Source organism: Erwinia aphidicola (assembly GCF_014773485.1).
GTDB classification, from domain to species: Bacteria; Pseudomonadota; Gammaproteobacteria; order Enterobacterales; family Enterobacteriaceae; genus Erwinia; species Erwinia aphidicola.
Genome location: NZ_JACXBP010000006.1, coordinates 336,209 through 358,741, shown reverse-complemented (window position 1 = coordinate 358,741; position 22,533 = coordinate 336,209). Strand labels below are relative to the sequence as shown.

40 protein-coding genes and 2 tRNA genes are annotated in these 22,533 nt (G+C 51.8%); 27 read left to right on the top strand and 15 right to left on the bottom strand.

The annotated features are described in order from the left end of the window. Positions 1-81: 81 nt before the first annotated feature. The 15 genes from ID864_RS16580 to ID864_RS16510 form a co-directional block, all read right to left on the bottom strand. Positions 82-513 (bottom strand): hypothetical protein, encoded by a 432-nt coding sequence (locus ID864_RS16580; RefSeq protein WP_191150138.1) that lies wholly within the window; start codon positions 511-513, stop codon positions 82-84. A 2-nt stretch (positions 514-515) separates the two neighbouring features. Beyond that, positions 516-866, bottom strand: a complete 351-nt coding sequence (locus ID864_RS16575) for a hypothetical protein (protein WP_191150137.1) — start codon at positions 864-866, stop codon at positions 516-518. Positions 867-889: 23 nt separating this feature from the next. Then, a complete protein-coding gene (locus ID864_RS16570) occupies positions 890-1,753 on the bottom strand; it encodes an ATP-binding protein (RefSeq protein ID WP_191150136.1) in 864 nt (287 codons plus the stop codon). Positions 1,754-1,762: 9 nt separating this feature from the next. Further along, complete coding sequence (locus ID864_RS16565; protein WP_191150135.1) at positions 1,763-1,921, bottom strand: hypothetical protein; 159 nt, start codon at positions 1,919-1,921, stop codon at positions 1,763-1,765. Next, positions 1,911-2,108 carry a hypothetical protein gene (locus ID864_RS16560; protein WP_191150134.1) on the bottom strand — a complete coding sequence of 66 codons (198 nt, stop codon included), beginning with the start codon at positions 2,106-2,108 and terminating at the stop codon, positions 1,911-1,913. Before ID864_RS16560 ends, ID864_RS16565 begins: the two co-directional genes overlap by 11 nt. Positions 2,109-2,214: 106 nt before the next feature. Continuing rightward, positions 2,215-2,352 (bottom strand): protease FtsH-inhibitory lysogeny factor CIII, encoded by a 138-nt coding sequence (locus ID864_RS16555; RefSeq protein WP_191150133.1) that lies wholly within the window; start codon positions 2,350-2,352, stop codon positions 2,215-2,217. Between the two features lie 198 nt (positions 2,353-2,550). Further along, a complete protein-coding gene (locus ID864_RS16550) occupies positions 2,551-2,721 on the bottom strand; it encodes a hypothetical protein (RefSeq protein WP_191150132.1) in 171 nt (56 codons plus the stop codon). Between the two features lie 11 nt (positions 2,722-2,732). Further along, positions 2,733-2,966, bottom strand: a complete 234-nt coding sequence (locus ID864_RS16545) for a hypothetical protein (RefSeq protein ID WP_191150172.1) — start codon at positions 2,964-2,966, stop codon at positions 2,733-2,735. 4 nt (positions 2,967-2,970) lie between these two features. After that, positions 2,971-3,135 (bottom strand): hypothetical protein, encoded by a 165-nt coding sequence (locus tag ID864_RS16540; RefSeq protein WP_191150131.1) that lies wholly within the window; start codon positions 3,133-3,135, stop codon positions 2,971-2,973. Continuing rightward, positions 3,132-3,392, bottom strand: coding sequence for a hypothetical protein (locus ID864_RS16535; RefSeq protein ID WP_191150130.1), 261 nt, complete (start codon positions 3,390-3,392; stop codon positions 3,132-3,134). Before ID864_RS16535 ends, ID864_RS16540 begins: the two co-directional genes overlap by 4 nt. Positions 3,393-3,749: 357 nt before the next feature. Then, positions 3,750-3,995, bottom strand: coding sequence for a hypothetical protein (locus tag ID864_RS16530; RefSeq protein WP_191150129.1), 246 nt, complete (start codon positions 3,993-3,995; stop codon positions 3,750-3,752). Between the two features lie 37 nt (positions 3,996-4,032). Continuing rightward, positions 4,033-4,254, bottom strand: a complete 222-nt coding sequence (locus ID864_RS16525) for a hypothetical protein (protein WP_191150128.1) — start codon at positions 4,252-4,254, stop codon at positions 4,033-4,035. A 23-nt stretch (positions 4,255-4,277) separates the two neighbouring features. Then, positions 4,278-4,574, bottom strand: coding sequence for a transcriptional antitermination N peptide (locus tag ID864_RS16520; RefSeq protein WP_191150127.1), 297 nt, complete (start codon positions 4,572-4,574; stop codon positions 4,278-4,280). Between the two features lie 24 nt (positions 4,575-4,598). After that, positions 4,599-4,725, bottom strand: a tRNA-OTHER gene (locus ID864_RS16515). A gap of 278 nt (positions 4,726-5,003) precedes the next feature. Further along, on the bottom strand, positions 5,004-5,693 hold the full coding sequence (locus tag ID864_RS16510) for an XRE family transcriptional regulator (RefSeq protein ID WP_191150126.1): 690 nt from the start codon (positions 5,691-5,693) through the stop codon (positions 5,004-5,006). Positions 5,694-5,791: 98 nt separating this feature from the next. Here ID864_RS16510 and ID864_RS16505 point away from each other — a divergent pair, with 98 nt between their 5' ends. The 27 genes from ID864_RS16505 (at position 5,792) to ID864_RS16380 (ending at position 22,513) form a co-directional block, all read left to right on the top strand. Beyond that, the gene (locus tag ID864_RS16505) at positions 5,792-6,019 is read left to right on the top strand and encodes a helix-turn-helix domain-containing protein (RefSeq protein WP_048918187.1); all 228 of its coding nucleotides are present in this window, start codon (positions 5,792-5,794) and stop codon (positions 6,017-6,019) included. A 106-nt stretch (positions 6,020-6,125) separates the two neighbouring features. Then, positions 6,126-6,419 carry a CII family transcriptional regulator gene (locus ID864_RS16500; protein ID WP_191150125.1) on the top strand — a complete coding sequence of 98 codons (294 nt, stop codon included), beginning with the start codon at positions 6,126-6,128 and terminating at the stop codon, positions 6,417-6,419. A gap of 18 nt (positions 6,420-6,437) precedes the next feature. Then, a complete protein-coding gene (locus tag ID864_RS16495) occupies positions 6,438-7,130 on the top strand; it encodes a phage antirepressor KilAC domain-containing protein (RefSeq protein ID WP_191150124.1) in 693 nt (230 codons plus the stop codon). Then, positions 7,127-8,116: a replication protein gene (locus ID864_RS16490; protein WP_396018886.1), complete on the top strand. Its 990-nt coding sequence runs from the start codon at positions 7,127-7,129 to the stop codon at positions 8,114-8,116. The genes ID864_RS16495 and ID864_RS16490 overlap by 4 nt, the downstream gene beginning before the upstream one ends. Then, a complete protein-coding gene (locus ID864_RS16485) occupies positions 8,113-8,808 on the top strand; it encodes a replication protein P (protein WP_191150123.1) in 696 nt (231 codons plus the stop codon). Before ID864_RS16490 ends, ID864_RS16485 begins: the two co-directional genes overlap by 4 nt. Beyond that, positions 8,805-9,065, top strand: coding sequence for a DUF7301 family protein (locus ID864_RS24015; RefSeq protein WP_455709048.1), 261 nt, complete (start codon positions 8,805-8,807; stop codon positions 9,063-9,065). The genes ID864_RS16485 and ID864_RS24015 overlap by 4 nt, the downstream gene beginning before the upstream one ends. Next, a complete protein-coding gene (locus ID864_RS16480; protein ID WP_191150122.1) occupies positions 9,031-9,786 on the top strand; it encodes a hypothetical protein in 756 nt (251 codons plus the stop codon). The genes ID864_RS24015 and ID864_RS16480 overlap by 35 nt, the downstream gene beginning before the upstream one ends. A 105-nt stretch (positions 9,787-9,891) precedes the next feature. Continuing rightward, positions 9,892-10,113 (top strand): hypothetical protein, encoded by a 222-nt coding sequence (locus ID864_RS16475; RefSeq protein WP_191150121.1) that lies wholly within the window; start codon positions 9,892-9,894, stop codon positions 10,111-10,113. Further along, the gene (locus ID864_RS16470) at positions 10,110-10,292 is read left to right on the top strand and encodes a hypothetical protein (protein WP_191150120.1); all 183 of its coding nucleotides are present in this window, start codon (positions 10,110-10,112) and stop codon (positions 10,290-10,292) included. The genes ID864_RS16475 and ID864_RS16470 overlap by 4 nt, the downstream gene beginning before the upstream one ends. 2 nt (positions 10,293-10,294) lie before the next feature. Then, a complete protein-coding gene (locus ID864_RS16465; RefSeq protein WP_191150119.1) occupies positions 10,295-10,729 on the top strand; it encodes a recombination protein NinB in 435 nt (144 codons plus the stop codon). Then, positions 10,726-10,992, top strand: a complete 267-nt coding sequence (locus ID864_RS16460) for a MarR family transcriptional regulator (protein ID WP_191150118.1) — start codon at positions 10,726-10,728, stop codon at positions 10,990-10,992. Before ID864_RS16465 ends, ID864_RS16460 begins: the two co-directional genes overlap by 4 nt. Then, a complete protein-coding gene (locus ID864_RS16455) occupies positions 10,989-11,165 on the top strand; it encodes a NinE family protein (protein WP_191150117.1) in 177 nt (58 codons plus the stop codon). Before ID864_RS16460 ends, ID864_RS16455 begins: the two co-directional genes overlap by 4 nt. 132 nt (positions 11,166-11,297) lie before the next feature. Then, complete coding sequence (locus tag ID864_RS16445) at positions 11,298-11,876, top strand: recombination protein NinG (RefSeq protein WP_191150115.1); 579 nt, start codon at positions 11,298-11,300, stop codon at positions 11,874-11,876. Further along, positions 11,873-12,295, top strand: coding sequence for an HNH endonuclease (locus ID864_RS16440; protein ID WP_191150114.1), 423 nt, complete (start codon positions 11,873-11,875; stop codon positions 12,293-12,295). Before ID864_RS16445 ends, ID864_RS16440 begins: the two co-directional genes overlap by 4 nt. Before the next feature lie 100 nt (positions 12,296-12,395). Further along, complete coding sequence (locus ID864_RS16435; RefSeq protein ID WP_191150113.1) at positions 12,396-13,163, top strand: antitermination protein; 768 nt, start codon at positions 12,396-12,398, stop codon at positions 13,161-13,163. Positions 13,164-13,434: 271 nt separating this feature from the next. Beyond that, a tRNA-Thr gene (locus ID864_RS16430) sits at positions 13,435-13,510 on the top strand. Positions 13,511-13,766: 256 nt separating this feature from the next. Next, positions 13,767-14,087 carry a phage holin family protein gene (locus ID864_RS16425; protein WP_048918233.1) on the top strand — a complete coding sequence of 107 codons (321 nt, stop codon included), beginning with the start codon at positions 13,767-13,769 and terminating at the stop codon, positions 14,085-14,087. Next, positions 14,080-14,712, top strand: a complete 633-nt coding sequence (locus ID864_RS16420; protein WP_191150112.1) for a glycoside hydrolase family 19 protein — start codon at positions 14,080-14,082, stop codon at positions 14,710-14,712. Before ID864_RS16425 ends, ID864_RS16420 begins: the two co-directional genes overlap by 8 nt. Next, positions 14,700-15,116, top strand: a complete 417-nt coding sequence (locus tag ID864_RS16415; protein ID WP_191150111.1) for a DUF2570 domain-containing protein — start codon at positions 14,700-14,702, stop codon at positions 15,114-15,116. Before ID864_RS16420 ends, ID864_RS16415 begins: the two co-directional genes overlap by 13 nt. Next, a complete protein-coding gene (gene lysC / locus ID864_RS24010) occupies positions 15,010-15,252 on the top strand; it encodes an Rz1-like lysis system protein LysC (protein ID WP_455709047.1) in 243 nt (80 codons plus the stop codon). The genes ID864_RS16415 and lysC overlap by 107 nt, the downstream gene beginning before the upstream one ends. Positions 15,253-15,389: 137 nt before the next feature. Further along, the gene (locus ID864_RS16410; RefSeq protein WP_162475278.1) at positions 15,390-15,614 is read left to right on the top strand and encodes a DUF2560 family protein; all 225 of its coding nucleotides are present in this window, start codon (positions 15,390-15,392) and stop codon (positions 15,612-15,614) included. 18 nt (positions 15,615-15,632) lie between these two features. Then, positions 15,633-16,241 (top strand): hypothetical protein, encoded by a 609-nt coding sequence (locus ID864_RS16405; protein WP_191150110.1) that lies wholly within the window; start codon positions 15,633-15,635, stop codon positions 16,239-16,241. A gap of 58 nt (positions 16,242-16,299) precedes the next feature. Next, positions 16,300-16,803, top strand: coding sequence for a terminase small subunit-like protein (locus ID864_RS16400; RefSeq protein WP_191150109.1), 504 nt, complete (start codon positions 16,300-16,302; stop codon positions 16,801-16,803). Next, positions 16,772-18,220, top strand: a complete 1,449-nt coding sequence (locus tag ID864_RS16395; RefSeq protein ID WP_191150108.1) for a phage terminase large subunit family protein — start codon at positions 16,772-16,774, stop codon at positions 18,218-18,220. The genes ID864_RS16400 and ID864_RS16395 overlap by 32 nt, the downstream gene beginning before the upstream one ends. Beyond that, the gene (locus ID864_RS16390) at positions 18,221-20,302 is read left to right on the top strand and encodes a portal protein (protein WP_191150107.1); all 2,082 of its coding nucleotides are present in this window, start codon (positions 18,221-18,223) and stop codon (positions 20,300-20,302) included. A gap of 13 nt (positions 20,303-20,315) precedes the next feature. After that, positions 20,316-21,224, top strand: a complete 909-nt coding sequence (locus ID864_RS16385) for a scaffolding protein (protein ID WP_191150106.1) — start codon at positions 20,316-20,318, stop codon at positions 21,222-21,224. After that, positions 21,224-22,513, top strand: coding sequence for a P22 phage major capsid protein family protein (locus ID864_RS16380; protein WP_191150105.1), 1,290 nt, complete (start codon positions 21,224-21,226; stop codon positions 22,511-22,513). The genes ID864_RS16385 and ID864_RS16380 overlap by 1 nt, the downstream gene beginning before the upstream one ends. Positions 22,514-22,533: the final 20 nt, after the last annotated feature.

Here is a 22,533-nt window from a genome sequence, read left to right as displayed (position 1 = left end):
CAACGTGGCCAACACTTCCTTCAAGTTCGATGCAGCCTGATACTTAGTACTTTTCCATTTACTCTCTCCCGCCGACCGCAGTCAGCCAGTTAAATCAGATGATGTAATCCACAAGCCTGCTTTAATCAGCCTGGCCCTGCGTGCAGCTGCTTCAATGCACTGCTGCCGCTTATCTTCACCGCGCTCAGCAAGCGACTTAACGCTCACGACGATGGTCTTATTCGCCTTCGCTTTCGTGATTACCCGTCGCGGTGTGCGGACCAACGTGTAAAGCCTGTCGCGCTGTCCGGTTTCTTCGTCGATATACCAGTCGCTTGCTGATATCTCTGCTGTGGCACTGATAAGATGGCGCTCAGCATTGAGTTGTCTATGGATGCTGCGGAGGGGTAGTTTCGTTGCTACGTGGAGTTGGCGCCCTGTCATTGACCCTGTGCTGAGCAGCCATACGATTTTCTCTTTCAGGCCATCATTGGGACCGCCACGGCCGCGGCGGTACATTGCGACTTTCTTCATGATTACTCCTGCCTGATTGCGCCACCTGCACCCAGTCTCGGTGCCCGATAGTCAAGGAACAGCTCATCCATTTCAGTGACGATAATTTCCGGGCGCTGAGGGTAGAATGAGGCCGCCTCTGCATACCTGCGCGTGCGTAAATCAGCCATGCGCTCAGGGACCGATTTGGTATTGATGCGTGCATGCTCTTCTCCGGCCTTCAGTGCCAGCCACGCTCTCCCTGCGTCCCATGCAATGCTCTCCATCTTGCGTTCCATGTCAGTCATCCGTGATGCTTTGTAGCGGTACGATGCCCGCCGATATTCCGGCAGGCGTGCGCAATGCTCATGTTGTTCAGGTGTGAGTTCTCTCATTGGGATTCCTGCCGGGGTAGGGGTTAGGCGGCTTGCTCTAATTCAGCCTTGCGGATGTCGTAAACATCTTTGGCCTGCGCCTGTTGTTCAGTACCGCGCAGTGTTCGCCACGCCTCTTCAAATGCAGGCTTTAGCTCGTCAACTGAATGGGCGGTTGATGCAAGGGCCGTGAAATGCTTCAGTGCTTCTTCATGCGGGTTTACACCTGACTCCAGCCATTCGAGTAGCTTTTTGCCAGTGTCTTCCGACAGGACTACCGGGTCCGCATTGGAGAACAGCTTTGTACGGTCTTTCGTGGCGTTTGCGTGATGCGACTCATGCACCAGGTCGAGAACGGTAGTGAATTCATATTCCACTCCATCCCGTTGCTCTGACTTCATGCCGAGTTTCGCTACCTTCTTGCGTCCATTTTCCTCTACCTGAGCTGTTTCCGTCTTGCTTCGCATGGTGGCGATTACATGCATATTTGTGCGCAGGATGGCATCGAGGAACAGGCGGTGTCGTGGGTTAATCTCACTCCACGCTGACCACGAATTTCCGCGAAACTTTGTTTTAGCAATCGTGTCGACAAGTTCCAGGCACCCACCAACGCCTCCCCACTCATGAGTGATGCTGTCGATGACGATGCTGTCATACCCGGCCTGCTCAGCTGCATTAATGGCTTCAATAAAACGCTCGGGGCTAAATGGTGGTTCCAGTTCCAGCACGTCGAAATCAGCAATATCAGAGTAAAGTGATGCGCTTCCTTTCTCTGTATCAACTACTGCAATCTTTCCGCCAATTCCTTTGGCAATGAGCAGGGCGCTGTATGTTTTTCCTGACCCGCTCGGCCCGGTAAGAGCCAGCCGTAGCTTGGCTTTCTTTCTCATGGCTTTTTCAAATTTCATAGTTGCCTCTTAGTTGAAGTTTCCTGCAAATTCATTCCAGGTGATTTCCTGCTGCTCCGTGCGGTAGTCGGCGATAGCTTCCTGCTGTGCCAGTAAGTCGGTCATGAATGGCTCGACGATCGGAGCCATCATTGCGATAAAGAATTCGTCTGCTGCGTCATGCTGCATGATGTTGCTCCTGCACTGTGTACCCTTGAGAGGCCAGAAAATCGAATATGTCGCGGATATCCATATCCATCAGAACCTCTTTGGCGATTACATCCTGAATCACCACTCCCTCAGCTGTGACCTGTAATTCACCGGGCCGCACTCCGCTGCCGGTAGTGAAGTAATCGCATGTGAATTTGATATTCATTCTGCTGCTCTCCTTAGGAGTTTCATTGCTGCCGTCCACTTATCCGCATTGCTGTACATGACAGCTTCACGTGATAGCTCCTGTGCTTTGCTGAAGTAGCGTGATTTCATGGTTTACCCGGCTGGTTAAGCGTGTCGATTAATGAGCGCCAGCCAGTGCGGAGGCGGCGGGTGATAACGTCGAGAAGTGATTCTGTTTGTAGAGTGAAGCCCACAATGGCCCCACCCTCGATGGCGTAGTTCATCGTGGGTTTCCTGTATTGATTGCATGACGATGCCCACTCGAAATAAGTGAGCGTTGGCATGCAGGTATAAAAAAGGCCCGAGGGTTAGCTCAGGCCAAATCACAATCGCAACTGCTGTAGCCTTGACGACTAAAGCGATTTACTGATGACTGGGTGTCATCGTCGAAGCCACTGATGAAATGGCTTCTGCGATGCTACTCAAACTTTTCTTTTATTCTGCTGCCTTTTTTCCACCGCCTCGGCAATCCATTGTTCCGCAATTCTTAGGGCATCCTCTCTGCCGCATTGGTAATCCTGCATAATCCCGTTCAGAATTTCCTTTAGGCGCTCCACTGCCAATTTCTCTTCTTCCGACAACTCTTCCATCATCCTCTCCTCAGTTACTCGCCGCGTGCTTTGAGCATGGCGTCAGCTAACTTATAAGCATTCCGAGCAGCATCAATATCACTTCCATTTTGGGCCGGATGGGGCATATCAGGGCCATAAGATGCCAGCCACCCCTGAATAGCTTTGGCTGCAAAATAATCGCGCATTAGCATCCCCTCCGTGCGAACATTCTCATTAAGCCAATTTGACTCAGTTGTGGGGAATACTGTTAATGGGTACTCGCTCATCGCATTAGTCCTTAATGAACTCTTCAGTAGGGAAAGACATCTTCGCTTCCAGCAACTCAGCGTGAGTGCTTGTTACAATTGCTGAGTGATGTGGATGCTCATTTTCAGATAGCCACTTAATTAGAGGTTTTGCTGCATTTTCAAATGACTCTAACTTCTCTTTGCTCATAGTGATTCTCCCAGTGCTTTGGCGATGGCGGCTTTGGCTTCTAAGTAAGCGGGCGCAGTAGCGGTTTTTCCGAAGTGGTAATTGACAATGTTTTGCAGTGCAGATAGAAGCTCAGGAGCGGCGGCGAACAGCGTTGCCAACTCTTCATCTTGCTCTTGAGTCGTGTAATCACCATAAACCGAAGTTATAGCCTCACTGTTTACCGTGAAAACATCTTCGGCTATTGCATAGAACGGCACGCCTTTAAACTCTTTCATCCAACCCTCCACCTTTCCCATTGCTCTTTATTGAGCGTTACAGCCAGCTTGTTATCAGCTCTCTCGCCATTTTCTTTTAACTTCTCAGCGCGCCATGAGTAGCCGCAGGCCTGTGCTGTGACGCGCCACTTACCATCTTTGCGATTGACTATCATTGCGTGCCCCGGGCAATAAAAAGCCCCGCGATTGCGAGGCTGTCACGTAAGTTTCCGCATGTAGTATTCAAGTGCGTTTACTTGATTTTTGAGATGCTTTACTTGGTCACGATACACCCACCACGCGGTTCCAAGTCCCAATAACCAACCAACGCATACGCCAAGCCAGTAGTCTTCCATCGATCTATCCTTTAGCATGAATTCATGCCGGTTTGTGTTCAACCTCTTCCCATAGATTCTCGGCTTCTTTCGTGTGGGTGTATGGCTCCCACCCTTGCGCTTCTACGTCCTCGAGCTGCACCTGCTTTAGTGCTTCGCGTCCCTGGCGCACACTCACATATACATCTGTCGAGTAATAGGCTTTACCGCCATCAACATAAATCATGTCAAAATTATCTTCTGGTTCGTCAAATAGGCGACGCAGTGTAAAGCCATTATTTAATCCCATCTCTCACTCCTGCGGCAGCGCCGCTGTTAAAGGCCGATTAATCGACATTACGATTAAATTTTTTAAGATGCTTATCGATGATGCTTAATGCTTCGACGAAATATTCTTTTTGCTGCTCACAGTAATCCGGCAGATTCCTTTTTTCTTCATGGCAAATACCGCCAGGAGACCAGGCTTCGATGGCGCTGCTAACCATCAGCCGTTGTTTTCGTAGCTTATTCTCTGAATGGGCGTTACTGTTAACTGATGCAATTAACACCGCGTTTGGCTTTCCTGACACATTTACCTCGCCGTCACTGATTCAACTGGTTTACGATAGCCAGCTGCATACAGCGCCACATCTGGCAAACACATCGCCCCGGACTCTTCTTTCACATCACGGACACTCGGCCCGTTGATTGCACGCGCCACTTTAGCTGTGCAGCCCTCTGACAGCTTCGTGAATGCTGCCTCAAGCTTCCTTGCCATTGCCCGGTCAGCGTCACACAGAGCTTTGTACGCTGCGTAATGCTCACCTCTCTCACGCATCCGGCGTGACTTGCTGTTTTCTTTCCTGCGTTTAAAGACGATATCAACCATGTGAGCCTCCCAATTGACTTTGGGATTGGATGGCCGGACTCGAACCGGCGACCGCACTTTTAGGAAAACTTAACGCTTGGGCTTGCAAACCGTTGCGTCAGTTGCTGGCCAGCAATCCATAGCCCGCTCTATCCATCTGAGCTACATCCAATCCCAAAGCCTACTGCGCTTTGGTCTACCGCAAGCGGCGGTAGAAATCCTGATTATTAAAGAGCTCGACATCGTGTCGGTGGTGCGGTGCGTCCTGCTGATGGAGTAAATATTATGCGTACAGCGCAAATGCGTCAAGCGCATATTTTAGCGTGTGGCTGTGTTTTGGCATGATGTTTATGTATGCGCATGAAACAGAAGGGGATTTATTTTTTTGCGGATATGCATTAGGCACAAAAAAACCCGCTCAAGGCGGGCTTTTATGCAGAAAGGGGAGGGTTAACCGTGGCGCCTGTACTGCTGTGACTGGCTAAGCATGACGCGCCCTGCAACATGGAGCATATCCATTTCTTCTTCAGTAATGGACCACTCGCGGTAGCGCGGGTTATCTGAGATAACTATCAGTTCGCTCTTCACCTTTTGTAGGCGTTTAACAAACATATCCCCGTTAAAGTCGAAAACATAAATTCCATCTCCATCGAAGTTGCACACTGCTACATCGACAAAAATCAGATCGCCCGGCTCAATAGTTCCTTCCATGCTGTCGCCGCGAACGTTGATCAGCTTTACGGAAGACTCCGGTCGATTTCCGAATATCACCCTTGCCTGGTCAGGCACATATTCAATGGATCTTATGACTTCAATGATATCTTTCGAGGGCGAACCATCTCCTGCGCTGGCTGAAACATCAAGCACATCAATCCTGTACACATCATCTCTCCCCTTTTTCTTAATGGAACTAATACTGTATGAATCTACAGTATCATTAGCCTCACTAGAAGAGAATAGCTCACTTACAGGAACTGAGAGGGCTGCGGCTATTTTATTCAGAAGCTGCTCACTGTAGCCCTGAACACCGCGTTCCAGGCGTGACAGGTTGCCCACGTCGCTTTCAACGCGTAGCGCCAGCTCATTGAGCGTCATCTTATTCGCTTTGCGAATCTGTCTAATCTTTTGGCCTATTTTCATGACGTACATCTAACCTTTTTTATGCGTCACGCGCAAAGCGCCTTGCGCAAATTTTCAGTTTCGCATATTATGCGTATAGCGCATTTAGGAGGTGCATTATGTCAACGCCATTACGGAAAATGCGTGTGCAGAAAAAACTGACAATCGCAGAGGTAGCCATCGCCACACAGCTGGACGTTGGAAACCTCAGCCGAATCGAAAGGGGAATGCAGGTTCCCTCTCTGGAGACGGCAGAGAAATTGTCTCGGTACTTCAAAGGGAAGATTACCGAAATGCAAATTCTGTACCCGCAGCGATACATGAAGGCTGCTGACACGGCAGCTTAAGTTTCACCGCTCTTTAAAACTCTGAACCGCTCTGCCGCTTGTAGAGCACAAATGCGACACCGCAGGGTGATCGCACGTAACTAATTCAACATGGAAATTATCAATCATGGAAGCTGCAAAGTACCGCAAAAAAGCGTCTCGCATTGAGTCGCAGCTGTTAGGGAAGTTGGCCGTTATGGGCCAGACAAAGTTCGCAAAACTGATGGGCGTACCTGACTGCAAGGTATCCCGGATGAAGGATGGATTCTTTCGTCAGGCTGCTATGGCTCTGGCGATTCTGGAGTACGGGGTAGACGACACGGAGATAGTCGAACTGGCGCGGCGGTTTGCTGCTGTGCTGACCAATAAAAAAGCCCCGGCGGCAACCGAGGCTGATTCACAAATCACGATGCTTTTCTAAAACAATCTGGAGATAAGTATGCCAGGAATAATTACTACAGGCAAATGCCTGACTATGACCAGCCGAGAAATTGCAGAACTGACCGGAAAGCGGCACCCGGATGTTAAACGTGACATCGAAGTGATGATGGTTCAGCTCCAGGAAGATGTGAGCAAATTTGCGCACACCTATCAGGACGCCATGAATCGTAGTCAGACTGAGTATGCACTCGACCGTGAACACACCGAATGCCTGGTGACTGGATACAACGCCATGCTGCGCATGAAGGTCATAAAGCGCCTGCATGAGCTGGAAGGCAATCATCCTCCTGCGTTACCTCAAACACTTCCTGAGGCGCTCAGGCTTGCTGCTGACCTCGCTGAAGAGAAGCAGCAGCTTGAGAATCAGTTAGCCATTGCCGCACCGAAAATTCAGTTTGTCGATAGTTATGTCAACGCTACCGGCTCACTTGGATTCCGGGAGACCTGCAAGCTACTCCACGCAAAAGAGAACGCCTTCCGGCAGTTCCTGCTTGATAACGACATCATGTATCTACTGGCCGGGAAGCTAACTCCTTACGCTCAGCACATCGATGCTGGAAGATTCACTATCAAGACAGGTGAGAATCAGAACAACGGCCACGCATTCACCCAGAACAAATTCACGCCTAAAGGAATCCAGTGGATCGCCGGGTTGTGGGCAGCTCGGCAGGTTCAGGAGCGGGCAGCATGAGTACAGCAAGAATTTATGATCTCAATGCCGAAAGGCACCTCAGGAGCAACAGGATGGAGAACCAGAAGAATGGTTACATCCCGTTGTACCGGAGCGTCAAGAAGCAGTCATGGGCGAAGGATGTCTTTCTCAGAACGCTATGGGAAAACATCCTACTTGATGCCGCCAGAAAGCCATATACGCCTAATTTCAAAGGCCATGCATGGCAACTGGAAACCGGGCAACTGGTAACGACCTCAGCAGATTTAGGGCTGGCTCTCTGTGACCGCAACGGTGAGCCAACAAGCCGCCACGCAGTCGAGAGAATGCTCAGTTTTTTCGAGAAGGAGGGGATGATTTGCATTCATGCAGAGCGGCGAAAAGGCACGGTGATCACCGTGGTAAATTACACTGAATATGCTGAAAAAATGATCGACACCCCCGCGCATAACACCGCGCATATACCCGAGCATAACAAACCCAGTGATACCAAGGCCTCAGAGACTACCCCCGCGCATAAGCCCGAGCATAAAGCCGCGCATCATGAACAAGAATATAAAAACAATACTAATAAAAACCCTTCGTCCGAGAATTCTAACGAATCCTCTGACAAGCCTCGCAAACGCCTTCCAGTAGTTCGAGCAGAAGCAGGAATTCAGAGTGGAAACAAGTGGGGAACTCCTGATGACCTTAAAGCTGCTGAGTGGATGTTCGATGTTGTTAAGTCAATCGAGCCTTCTGCCAAGCAGCCAGCCTTCGCCGGATGGGCAAACGACATCCGGCTGATGCGGGAGAAAGACGGTCGAGACCATCGCGACATGTGCAGCCTGTTCCGCTGGGCCAGTCAGGACAGCTTCTGGTGTGGCAACGTGCTTTGCCCTGCCAAGCTTCGCGAGAAGTGGTCGCAGCTGGTAATCAAGCGCGATAAAGCCAAAACAGCCACTGCCTCTGGTAAGCCTGCTTTGGACCTGGATAACACTGATTGGATTAAAGGGGTAACGGTATGAGAAACGTTGTCACAGCCATCCAGAATCGCGATGGCAAATCTTTGCAGCAGATGTACGCCGGAGAGAAACCAAAGCAGCAGGTTCCCGAGCAGGCCGCTCAAATCTTCAATGAGTTGTTCAGGCAGCTGAAGGGTGCTTTCCCGGCACTGATGGCAAGCATCAAAACCCAGGAAGAGTTGAACGAGCTTCGGCGCCAGTGGGTGATGGCCTTTGCTGAAAACGGCATTACGACAATCGACCAGGTTAACGCCGGGATGAAGATTGCCCGTCAGCAGGAAACGCCTTTCCTCCCGTCGCCGGGCCAATTCGTCGCCTGGTGCCGCCAGGGTGAAATCAGCAAATACGGCCTGCCGGACTCTGACGAGCTTCACGACATGGTGATGGACTACAGCGCCCGGCGCGGATTCTTCGCAAGTCCTGAGGCTTTCCCATGGCCCAGCAATGCCGCTTACTGGATGGTCACCAAGCTGTACTCCGAGATGCGATCGCAAAACCTCACCACGCCAGAGCTGCGCAAGCACTGCCTGAAAGAGCTGAAAGCAATGTCGCGCCGCATTGAGTCAGGCGAGCCAATTCCCGCACCTGTAGTTCAGATCCCAAAGATGCACATCCCGGTCAGCAATGAGGCGGGGCTGGATAAAATCGCAGAGATTCGCGCAAAGCTGGGAATCCGCAAGCAGGTGAAATCATGACAACAGCACAGCAGCTAATCCACCACGACATAGCGCAAAGCAACCGCATCATGCAGCGCTACTACAAGTCATCATCACTTCCATTCACAGAGAAGCGCAAGCACAAGCCTGAGGTATGCAAATATCGCCGTGACCGCGTACTGCACGCAATCATGAATCGTGAGATGGAAAGAGTGCTCCGCATTATCGGGGCCAGGCAGCCAGCCAGAAAAGGAGGCCATAATGATTCATTATCATGGAGGGCCGATAACACCTGACACATGCGCAATCAGGGCATGGAAAGGCCGACATGCATTCATTTCATTCGCACACCCCGCACAGATAAACCTCGCATCAGAATTCTGCCAGTCATTCGCATTAGACAACGGTGCCTTCACGGCATGGAAGGCGGCTGGTCGTAACAAAATTGACTGGAGTGATTATTACGATTTCGTGGCTCGATGGAAAAATCATCCTGGCTTCGACTTTGCGATCATCCCTGACGTTATCGATGGCGGTGAAGTTGAAAACGAGGCATTGCTTGATGAGTGGCCGCACGGTGATTTCTATGGCGTACCGGTATGGCATATGAACGAAAGCGACGACAGATTCATCCGTCTATGCAACGAGTATCCACGGGTAGCGATCGGAAGTTGTGGCGAATATGACGTCAAGAGGCCAAACATCGCCGTGGCGCGCATGAAAGACCTGATTCGCCATGTCACTGATGATTACGGTCAACCAATCGCAAAGCTTCACGGACTTCGCATGCTTAATCCGCTGATATTCACGAAACTTCCGCTGGCGAGCGCCGACAGCACTAACGTTGCACGTAATATCGGCATCGATAAAGCATGGAAAGGTGCATACGCGCCAGCATCAAAAGAGACGCGTGCGGCATTGATGGTTGAAAGGATTGAGTCACATAACAGCCCCGGCTCGCTGGAGTACTGCGAGATTCGGGATCGCTTCAACATGCAATTACAACTGGCTGTTTAATGCCGGAGGAATAATGCACCAGACATACACAACAGAACTTATCGTATCGGGCCTACTAATTTTAGTAGGCCTTTTAGTTTGGCGCTGGGCGGGGAGGAGAGGGTGATGACCGACTACACGAAAATGGACCAACTGATTATCGAAAAGATTCACTCAGGAGCCAAGTCATTCGCTGCTATCGATAATGGCGACGTTTATCGAGAGGCGAATAGGCTTCATGTTGAAACGGGTCGACCTGCATTTCGTATCATTGACGGTCGCCTACAGGCGTTGAGGAAGAAAGGCCTGATCATCTTCGACTACCAGCGGCAGTGGAGCATCGTATGACAGCAGAAATCATTCCATTCAAACCTAAGCACCAGCCGGTAATCGATTCAAGAAAAGCGCTTATAGTCGCGCTGTCGATGATTCGCGAGGGCGGCCACAGCGAGCAGGCCATTGACCTGTTAATCAGCGCTGCAGCTGACAATCTCTATGACTATGTGGAGACAGTAGAGGGGAGGTAACAGTGAACAAACAAAGCTATTTTCTCGTCGATATGCAGCGGCGAAACAACTGCACCGAATTCATCCGAAGCCTACCAGTAAGCCCCGAATCACCCCTCGTAGTAACCATCCAGGAACGAACACGCAGCCTCGACCAAAACGCCAAACTTTGGGCGTGTCTTAACGACATCTCAGAGCAGGTCAACTGGCACGGCCGCATGCTGACCAGCGAAGAGTGGAAACACGTTTTCACCGCAGCTCTGAAGAAGCAGGACGTTGTACCGGGTATCGAAGGTGGATTCGTGGTGCTGGGCCAGTCAACAAGCAAAATGCGCGTCAGCGAGATGCGTGACCTCATAGAGTTAATCAGCGCCTTTGGTGCAGAGCATGGCGTGACCTTTGGTGACGATGCCGCGCTGGCTATGCGTTGGGCAAAACAGTACGGGAGAGCAGCATGAGCAAAATGCAGATAGCAATCATCGACCAGTTATCAACTGGCAAATGGATGACATCAAACGAGATAGCCGAGATGGCCGGGCTACCCAGGCCATACACCCGAGTAACCCTGGCAACAATGACTCGGGACGGGTTAATCATCAAGAAAGACGACCCGGAAAGGCTTGGTAAAGTGCTCTACAAAAAGACGGATTTTCCGTGCGGATTCGGCGTGAGCCAGGCGATGGCAGCATTCGACAAATGCCTGCGTGAGGTGCGCCAATGAGCCGGCAGAGAGTTTCCGCAACACAGCGAGCAATCGACTCACTGATATTCACTCCTACAGCCAGAAGCCGCAGCAAGCGAAAGTTGGTACCGCCAGCGAACCAGGTAACAACTTACGACTATGTGTACACGCTGCTCCGGGCGAAGTTCGATCGAATGAGGAGGACGCGATGACACAACCAGCTGACAGGGCCTGTGCTGATTGTGGCCTTTCGCTGTCACCGGATGAAACATGGGTGTGCGAAGAATGTGACTCACTCTACATGATGATTGGATATGAAGTTATTCAGACAGTCAGGAGGGAGGATGGCGACAATGCTCAAGCCACCGAAGCCGAAAAAGTGTAAAGCCTGCTCTGAGAAATTCACCCCACGCAACACCCTGCAAACCGCCTGCTCTCCAAAATGTGCAATCCAACTCGCTAAACAACTCACCCAGCGCAAGCAACAGCGCGAGGAGAAAGAGCAGCGTGCAGCCTGGAATAAGCGCAAAGCAGGAACAAAGCCTTTAAGCCACTGGATGAGCATGACTCAGCGTGCGTTTAACGACTACATCAGGGCGCGGGACGGGGAAATCTGCATCAGCTGCGGGAACACTTCGGCAGTCAGCTATCACGCCGGGCATTACCGGACGACAGCGGCGGCTTCACAGCTAAGGTTCAACGAAGACAACTGCCATAGCCAGTGTTCAGCATGCAACGTGCATCACTCTGGCGCGATTGGCCCATACCGCATCAACCTGATAGCCAAAATCGGCATTCAGCGCGTCGAGGCGCTCGAATCTAACAACACACCCTACCGATACACCCGCGAAGAACTCGACGCTCTGCGTGCGTTCTACAGGGCTAAATTGCGTGAGCTGAATAAGCAAAGAGAGGCGGCATGAAGTTAACAAAGCTACAGAGAGCTGCGTTGCGAATGAAGTTTGGCGGCAGATGCGCTTACTGCGGGTGCGAATTGCCGGAAAAGGGCTGGCACGCAGATCATGTAGAAGCCATTCACCGGAAACTTGAGATAGACGAGGATGCCAGAGCTAAAGGGAAATGGAAGCTAAAGCAAACAGGTGAGATGTTCAGGCCAGCTAACGACACGGCAGATAACCTTTTCCCATCATGCGCACCATGCAACCTGTTCAAGTCAGTTTTCGATATAGAGGAGTTCCGTCGCCAGATCGCTTATCAGACTGGCCGGGCACTTAAAACATCAGTCAACTTCCGAACTGCTGAAAGATTTGGACAGGTTCAGATAACACCTCATCCCATCGTTTTCTGGTTCGAAAAATACCAGCAGGAGAACGCAGCATGACCTGGTTAACCCGGCTACTCAGCCACCTCAAGCCAGTCACTCCAACCATCCAGCCAACTCACACCCAGTCCTGGGCAGTTACTCCAAAGGGGAAGAAGCGATGAGCTTAGAATCAACGGTCAAATACCATTTCCCGAAGTCCACTCAAATCTCCGACTCCCCTCGCGCCACCGCCTCAGATTCTCTGACAGGAACTGACCAGATGGCAGCAATGGGTATGGTGCAGTCACTGGCACCGATGGGGTTTAGCGCTTTCATGGGGAAGGTAGGGGTAAGCGAGTACGACGCCCGACGCGCCGTCACCCTGTTAACTGAACATGCATTAAAAACCTGCGATAAGGTTGCAGCCTTACGCAAACTCGACACAGATATTAAACCAGCGGTTATGCAAATACTCGCAAGTTATGCATACATGGATTACTGCCGGAGTGCGGCCAGCGTAAAACCGTGCGAGTGCTGCCGGGCGACAGGGTTCATTGACGCGGAAGTGGTGACGATGAAATCTCTCTTCAGCGGGCCGGGACGGCGGGAAGTGCGAGAGCAGATTCACGTACAGTGCGGTAACTGCAAAGGTAAGGGGGTAGTGTCTGCGGCGTGCCGGGACTGCAGTGGGCGGGGAAGGGCCGTCAACCGCAAGCTAACCGAAGAGCAGGGCGTTCCGGTTCATGGAGTATGCAAACGCTGTAGTGGTCGCGGCTACGAGCGCATTCCTTCGACCGACGCACACAGAGCTTTGTCTCAGGTTACTGAAGTGCTAACCCTCGACACATGGAAGAAGTCGATTAAGCCATTTTATGACGGGCTTACCGTGAAGTTGGAGATCGAGGAATCATGGGCCAATAGCGCATTAAGAAAAGTAACTGCATAGTGCAATAAGAAATAGCTCATTAATTTATCGTGAGCTATTTACTTTTCCCGAAACTGCGGATATAGTCCTCTAACACTAGAAATCCGTGAAGATGTTACGGTGACTAGAGAGAAAAGCCAGACTGCGCCGAGCTTAAAACCTCGATCCCGCAGCTGGCTTTTTTCATTTGCGCTATCCGGTCACATCCGATGGGTTAGTAACGCAAGCCGCTGAGCGGTCATGAGGAGCTGCGCCGGGCAGTTCGAAACTGCGGTCCCGGCAAATAACATTTGCATGCTTAGCTCAGACGGTAGAGCGCCTGATTTGTAATCAGGAGGTCGGGGGTTCGAGGCCCTCAGTTTGCACCATATTCAAAGGTCGCCAAAGAGCGGCCTTTTCTTTTGCGCCCTTCGATACAACCCTCAGATATCAATGACAGCTCGTTGCGGCGCACTTTAAACAAAAAAATCCGCTCAATGGCGGATTCTTCGGTTAGCTACCTCACGGCACAAGGCGGAGCTTCTTCTATCGACAAGATGAAGTTTACCCGGACTTGTTCAGCTCAACATTTAGACAACTCTGAAAACGGACAAGTCCCCTACACGGGGGTTGAATGTGAAAAATATGCCTTATAAATCCGATCCGGGCTTCATTGCCACGCTGATTGCGCTGGGCATGACTGTGCTCGGGGCGGTGGCAGCATATGCCTACAAAGTTCTCAGCGGAGACGCGTTCTCGTGGCGCACGCTCTGCCTGCAGTTAATCGTATCCATATTCGCCGGATTCCTGATGATGCTGCTCGCTACTTATTGGAAGTGGCCTCAGGAGGTTACTGGTGCCATATGTGGTATGGCCGGCTGGTCTGGTTCATCTCTTATCAAGGCTCTCGAAAAGCGATTCCTTCAAAAAGCCTCTGGTGACATTGGAGTAACGGGAAATGACTAAAGACCAGTTCAGACGCGCCGCGAACATCAGTCAGTCTCTGGCTGAAAAGTGGTTCGGACCTGTCAGATCTGCGATGGGTGAATTCGGCATCGACACGCCGAAGCGCCAGGCTTATTTCATTGCGCAGGTTGGAACTGAGTCCGGCGGGTTCACCAGTGTGAGCGAGAGCTTCAACTACTCCGTTGCAGGGCTCGCTATATTCGGATCGCGATTAACCCCTGCACAGCGAGAGCAACTTGGGCGTAAGCCAGGAGAGTTTGCATTATCTCCAGAGCGACAGATGGCTATAGCCAACCTCGTTTATGGTGGCCGATATGGTAACAACCTCACAGGTGATGGATGGAAGTATCGCGGGCGCGGACTGAAGCAAGTCACGTTCCGCGATAATTACTCTGCATGCGGCAAAGCACTGGGAATCGATCTCGTTAAACAGCCTGAGCTACTGCAGACCGATATGAACGCGGCACGCTCTGCCGGGTGGTTCTGGAAAGCCAATAACTGCAATCATTTTGCTGACGCAGGTGATGTGGTTGGGCTGACAAGGCGCATTAACGGCGGCAATAACGGGCTGGATGATCGCAAGGCCAGAACAAAGATTGCGGAGAGTGTTCTATGCCAAGCCTGAACGCACTGAAAATTCTCATTCCGGTCATCTTCACTGTCATCATCATCGGCTTTATTGCAAAGCTGGGATATGACAATCAGAACCTGACAAACCGCAACGAACGCCTACGCACATTAAACAGCGAACTGCTAAGCAAGAACAACGACCTCGCGGCCACAATAAAGAACCTTGCTGACCGCGTCGGAGAGCAGAACGAGATTGTACGGACTGAGGCAAAGCGCCGGGCCGCAGCAGAAATGAAACAGCAGGGGTTGCAGGATGAGATCAAAGACGCACTCCGTGGCAATACGTGCAGCGTTGTTGTTATGCCTGACGACGTTACTGGCAAGCTGCGCGAACAGGCATATTCAGTACGCAACGGTAAAGACACCTTACCTGCCGATCCCCGCCAGCCTGCTAAGTGAATGCCCGGTACCGGATATCCCCAGGCACATGACATACGGCGATAGCGTGCTTCTTAACTTCAGGCTCCTTGACTCTCTAGACGAGTGCAACGGAAAGCTGAGAGCAATCAGCAAGATTGACGAAAACAGAGCCTGACTTAGGTCGGGCTTTTTTATTTTGTTCTGAAAAATGCATTCACAGAGTTCAATTTTCAGCATAAACACACTGAATCCTGATGCGTGGGTATCGCGACATCACGGCAAAATATCCAACAACCCAGCAGGAAACTCTAAATGACACCCATAAATGAAGAGCAGTCGCTGAATCTCAGCATCTATCGACTGGTAATGCGCGACACAGCAGCAGCTAAAAAGGCAATCAGCTACGTAGGTGGCGATGCGCTAAAGCTCGAATTGTTCACGGACGGTTACACCCTGGCTACTGGTGAAACGGGTGTGGTTGCCCGAACAGAAAAAGCCATTCAGATCGCAACAGAAGCATACGCTCTGTTTCAGTAACCAGAAGAGGAACCAGAAATGATTAATCAAACATGGCCTAAGTACGCAGATACGGACGGCAACGTTGTTTATGCAGTCGCAGCAACAAAAATCACTCAGGCCATCGATGGCTCAGGCAAAGCAGAGTTTGGCAGCGGCTATCAGGCGGAAACCCTGTCAGCGCAGTTCATGGCAGTATTCCAGCCAGTTGCAGGCGGCTACATCTTCAAAAGCCAGTACGGTGAAACCCTGTACATGTCGAAGACTGTGTTTGAGGCTAAATACTCAATCGTAGGCCAGGCGGTAACCTGGTCATCAGTAACAGGGAAGCCAGCATCATTCGCTCCTATTATTGGAACGACAGCAACAACGGCTATGGCTGGCAATAAGGTTCCAACCGCTACTGAACGCGGTGGAGTGCTGCTGCAAACCGCAATTGTTGCGCTGACGGATTCCTCCGGTGGCACATCAGGTGGCAACACTGTCGCAGCAGTTCCATTGGCAACTGCGGCAACAACCGACACGACTGCAGCGTCACTAACATCGACAAATGCTGCTATCACGGCAATGAGAAATGATATTGCCACACTAACCGCAAAGCTAAACGCATCAATGGCGGCCAATAAAGCAGCTGGCGTTACTGCATAGCAAATTACACAGCTCATTCACTGAGTGGGCTGGATAATGAGTTAACGAGGAAACAGATATGGCGACTGAAGGAGTTAAGTGCGGTCGGCCATCAGACTACACGGAAGAATTAGCAGAAATCATCTGTCTCAGATTGGCGGAGGGTGAGTCTCTGCGCTCCGTGTGTCGTGATGAAGGCATGCCATCAAAACAAGCTGTGCTGCGCTGGTTAGCTCGCAATGAGGCATTTCGTGCCCAATACGTGCGAGCGAAGGAAGAAGGTGCAGAGGCAATTGCCGAAGAGCTATTCGACATTGCTGATGATGGTAGTAACGACTGGATGGAAAGGCTTGATAAGGATGGCGAGGCAGTAGGCTACCAACTTAACGGCGAGCATGTTCAGCGTTCGAAACTGCGCATTGATACGCGCAAGTGGTATCTGTCAAAAATCATGCCTAAGAAATACGGCGATCGCATTCAGCACGAGCAGAAGATTACGATCACCGACCTGTCAGATGATGAGTTGGAGAGGAAAATACGGGAGTTAGCCAATGCAGAATCTCAGTCGGGAGCAGAAGATTGAGCTGCTGAGGCTGCTTGAGGAAAAGGCACGTCGCAAAGAAGTTTATCGCTACAAGTCATATTTCGAGACCCGATATCCCTGGCAAAGAAAATTCATCTCATCCACTGCTGACTACCGCCAGTGCGCGCTTATTGCAGCAAACCGCGTTGGCAAGACTGACACAGCAACGTACATCGACGCTATCCATCTCCTCGGAGAATATCCCGAAGGTTGGGAGGGTCACCGCTTCGACCACGCTCCGCTGATGTGGTGCCTAGGTTATTCCGGTGAGAAGTGTCGTGACCTTCTTCAGGCTGCCATCATCGGCAAGAAGGTCAATGGTGAGTTTACTGGCGGACTCGTCCCTGCTGATCGCATTGTTTCTACGGAGCCAATGACCGGCACACCAAACGCCGTGCGCTCAGCTTACATACGCCACAGCAGTGGAAACCTCAGCAAAGTGCAGTTCTGGTCCTACACGCAGGGCCAGCATGCTCTTATGGGTGATGACATCGACTGGTTCCATATCGATGAGGAGCCAGAAGACCAGACGATTTACCCGCAGGTTCTGACACGCACCGCCACAGGTGACAAAGGGCGTGGTGGTCGCGGCATCCTGACATTTACACCTGAGAACGGGCGAACAGAGCTGGTTATCAAGCTTCTAGATGACCCTGCAGATTCGCAGTTCTGCATGAATGTTGGTTGGGATGATGCTCCGCACCTAACGGAAGAGACAAAACGCAGCTTGCTTGAGTCATACCCGCCGCACCAGCGAGACATGCGCACCAAGGGGATACCAATGCTTGGGCAAGGGCGAATCTTTGACTTCAGCGAGGATGTTATTACCTGCGAGCCATTCCCAATTCCGAGGCATTACATGGTTATTGATGGCATGGACTTTGGCTGGGACCACCCACAAAGCCGGGTACAGCTGGCTATCGACCTCGACAGTGAAACCTTCTACGTAACAAAAGCGTGGAAAGCCAGCAAGACATCACCATCAGAAGCGTGGGGGGCGACAAAGTCATGGTCCAACAAGGTGCCAACAGCATGGCCTCAGGATGGGCTGCAGACAGAGAAAGGTAGTGGCCTGCAGCAGAAGGAATACTACTCCACTGCTGGCTTCCATATGCTGCCAGATCCTGCGCAATGGCCTGACGGTTCACGCTCAGTTGAGCCTGGGCTTTTTGAGCTCCATGACCTGATGAGTACAGGACGCTTCAAGGTATTCGCTGGGCTGCGCGACTGGTTCGAGGAATTCAACTTTTACCACCGTGATGACAGAGGGCGAATCGTTAAGACACGAGACGACCTGCTCGACGCCACGAGATACGCCTACATGATGCGCCGCTTTGCCAAGCGATATGGCGACATCGGAGTTATCAAAGAGAAAAAAATCCCGGCACCAATCAGGCCGATCCCACGGAGCAGATAAATGGCCGATAAAGAAAACAGACTTGAGGACATTCTCTGCAAGTTTGACAGAGACTGGACAGCAAGCGACGAGGCCAGAACCGAAGCGACTAACGACCTGTTCTTTTCACGCGTTAGTCAGTGGGATGACTGGCTGAATGAGTACACAACCCTACAGTATCGCGGGCAGTTCGATGTGGTTCGGCCTGTGGTGCGCAAGCTGGTTGCAGAGATGCGCCAGAACCCTATTGATGTGATGTTCAAGCCGAAGGACGGAGCCAGCCCGGACGCTGCTGACATCCTCATGGGCATGTACCGGACTGACATGCGGCACAACACCGCGAAAATCAGCGTGAATATCGCAGTACGCGAGCAGATTGAAGCGGGCGTGGGTGCATGGCGCATCGTCACTGAGTACGAAGACCAGGACCCAACCAGCAATAACCAGATTATCCGGCGCGTTCCGATTCATGAGGCATCAAGCCACGTTATCTGGGACAGTAACAGCAAGCAGATGGACAAGAGCGACGCTCGTCACTGCACTGTCATTAATGCGATGAGCAAAGACGGCTGGGAAGCTTTCGCAGATGAAATGGGCTTCGACAGTGACGAGATGCCGGACTTCCAGTCACCCGACAGCTCATGGTTGTTCCCGTGGATTAGCCGCGACGTTTTCTATGTTGCCGAGCACTACGAGGTAGAAGAGAAAAAAGAGACTGTATTCATCTATGCAGATCCACTCACTGGTGAGCCAGTCAGCTACTTTAAGCGCGACATAGCCGACGTCATTGATGAGCTGGCAGAGAAGGGCATGGAGAAGGTTGGCGAGCGCAAGGTTAAGCGGCGCCGCGTCTACAAGACAATCCTCACCGGCTCTGAAGTGCTGAAGGATCGCGAGTTGATTGCAGGCGAGCACATCCCGATTGTGCCTGTGTTTGGTGAGTGGGGTTTCGTTGGTGATAAGGAAGTTTATGAGGGTGTCGTACGCCTGACTAAAGACGGCCAGCGCCTGCGCAACATGATCATGTCATTCAACGCCGACACGGTAGCCCGCACGCCGAAGAAGAAGCCTATCTTCTGGCCTGAGCAGGTCGCTGGATATGAGTACATGTACGGTGGCAATGACGACTACCCGTACTACCTGCTTAACCGCACTGATGAGAACAACGGAGAACTCCCTGCGCAGCCGATAGCGTACATGGAGAACCCGGAGGTATCACAGGCCAGCGCCTACATGCTTGAGGCCGCAACAAACTCTGTGAAAGAGGTGGCGACACTTGGTGTCGATGCTCAGGCGGCAGGAAGTAACGTAGCATTCGACACCGTAAACCAACTCAATCAGCGCGCTGACCTTGAGACCTACGTATTCCTCGACAACCTGTCAACTGCCATGCGCAGGGACGGCGAGATATACGCCTCAATGGTCAACGATATCTACGATGTGCCGCGCATTGCCGCAATGACACTTGAAGATGGCAGCGAGAAAGAGGTACAGCTGCTGACACAGGTAGTTGACTATCAATCTGGCAAGGTCGTGACGCTGAACGATATCCGTGGACGGTACGAGACTTATACCGACGTTGGCCCATCATTCCAGAGCATGAAAGAGCAGAATCGTGCAGAGATTGGCGAGTTACTGCAGAAGGTTCCGGTGGAGCACCCGGTGTGGAACGTGCTGCTACTCCAGTTCCTGTCACTGCTTGACGGCAAAGGAATCGACATCACCCGAGAATACGCAACTAAGCAACTTGTTACCCAAGGCCTCAAGAAGCCGGAAACACCGGAAGAAGAGCAGTGGATGCAGGAGGCGCATGCGGCATCTCAAAATCAGCAAGATCCGAACATGCTACTCGCGCAAGCGCAGATGGTCGCAGCTCAGGCTGAGGCAGAGAAAGCGCAGAACGAAACAGCACAAACTCAGATTAAAGCATTCACCGCTCAACAGGATGCAATGGAATCCCAGGCTAACACCGTCTACAAGCTGGCCCAGGCCAAGAACATAGACGCCAAAGCCGTTATGGATGCCGTCAGATTGCTGAGCGAGGTTGCCAGCCAGCAACAACAACAAATCCCTTCCGGCGGAGCAGCCGAGATTCCTCAATAAGAGAGAGATAAACATGTACGACACCAAAGAAATTCAGGCAACTGAAGAGCAATCCCTGCCCGTTAACCCTCAGGCGGCACCTGAAGTTAAGCAGCCAGATGTGAATGCCAACTCTGGCGATGGACAGGATTCAGGCTTCGACGTGGTCCTGAATGGAGATGAGAAACCGAAACAAGACCCGGCAACTAACGCGCAATTTGCAGCTAAGCGTCTGGAGCGTAAGCGTCAGCGAGAGCTTGAGCAACAGATGGAATCTGTGAGTCGCGGAGAGCTGCCGGAGAACATCCGTGTAAATCCTAACTTGCCCCCTCAGCCGGACGTTAATGAGTATCTGTCTGATGAGGCTCTGGCTAAATACGAGTACGACACCAATCGCGCATTGGCTGCATTCCAGGCTGCACAGTCTGACTGGCAGATCAAAGCGATGGATGCGCGTAGCAACGCTGCTGCCGAGCAGGGCCGAAAAACACAGGACTTTACGCAGCAGTCAGCGCAATACGTCGATGCTGCCCGTAAACATTATGACTCTGCCGAGAAGCTCAATATCCCGGACTATCAGGACAAAGAAGAGGCATTTATGCAGCTCGTGCCGCCACAGGTAAGCACGGACATCATGCTTCTGTTCCCTGATAAGTCCCCGGCACTCATGTACCACCTCGGTTCTAACCCCGAGAAGGTTCGCCAGTTAATGGCAATGAACGGGCAGCAGGCGCTGATTGAACTCACCCGACTATCTGAACGTTTAACTCTCAAGCCACGCGGTAAGACTCTTTCGTCTGCTCCACAGGTTGATACACCTGTTCAAGGCCACGCTGTCGCCGGAAACATCGATGCTCTCAAAAAGCAGATGGAAGCCGCTTCAAGCAAAGGTGACGTAGAGACTTACCGCAAAATTAAGAAACAGTTACAAGGAATCCGCTAATGGCTCTTAACGAAGGTCAAATGGTTACGCTGGCAGTCGATGAAATTATCGATACTATTACCAGCCTGACCCCAATGGCGCAGAAAGCGTCAAAATACACTCCACCTGCTGCTGGCATGCAGCGCTCAAGCAACACTATCTGGATGCCTGTTGAGCAGGAATCCCCAACGCAGGAAGGCTGGGATCTAACTGGCGACGCGACTGGCATTCTGGAGCTTAACGTTCCGGTAAGCCTGGGCGAGCCGGATAACGACTTCTTCCAGCTTCGCGCCGATGACCTGCGAGATGAGACGGCATACCGCCACCGCATCCGTTCAGCTGCTAAAAAGCTGGCAAGCAACTGTGAAATCAAAATCGCAAACCTGGCTGCAGATATGGGCTCACTGGTAGTAACCAGCGATGACCCAATCGGCACTGCAGCAGGTAGCGGCTGGGATTTCGTTGCTGACGCTGAAGAGCTGATGTTCTCACGCGAGCTGAACCGTGACTCAGGCCTGTCGTACTTCTTCAACCCGAAGGATTACAAAGCAGCCGGCCACGACCTGATTAACCGCGATATGTTCGGTCGCATCCCGGAGGAAGCATATAAAAACGGCACAATACAGCGGCAGGTTGCTGGCTTTGATGATGTGCTGCGCTCCCCTAAGCTGCCAGTTCTGAACGCATCAACCGCTACAGGCCTGACTGTTTCCGGCGCTCAGTCATTCAAGCCAGTAGCTTGGGACCTCGATGCTGACGGAAACAAGCGCAACGTCGATAACCGCCTGGCGAACGTTACCCTGTCTTCAACCACTGGCCTGAAGCGCGGCGACAAAATCAGCTTCACTGGCGTTAAGTTCCTCGGCCAGATGGCGAAGAACGTGCTGACGCAGGATGCTACCTTCTCCGTAGTCCGTGTAATCGACGGCACCCACGTAGAAATCACGCCGAAGCCTGTTGCGCTGAACGACACATCACTCACTCCTGAGCAGCGCGCATATGCCAACGTCAACACCACCCTTGCTAATGCGATGGCGGTTAACCTTCTCAACACCACTACGGCGCGTACCAACGTGTTCTGGGCTGATGACTCCATCCGTATCGTGAGTCAGCCAATCCCGGCCAATCACGAGCTGTTTGCTGGCATGAAGACCACTTCATTCAGCATCCCTGATGTTGGGCTGAACGGCATCTTTGCTACCCAGGGTGATATCAGCACGCTGTCCGGCCTGTGCCGTATCGCAGTTTGGTATGGCGTTAACGCAACCCGCCCGGAAGCTATCGGCGTGGGCCTTGCAGACCAGGCATAATTAAAGGGGCTTCGGCCCCT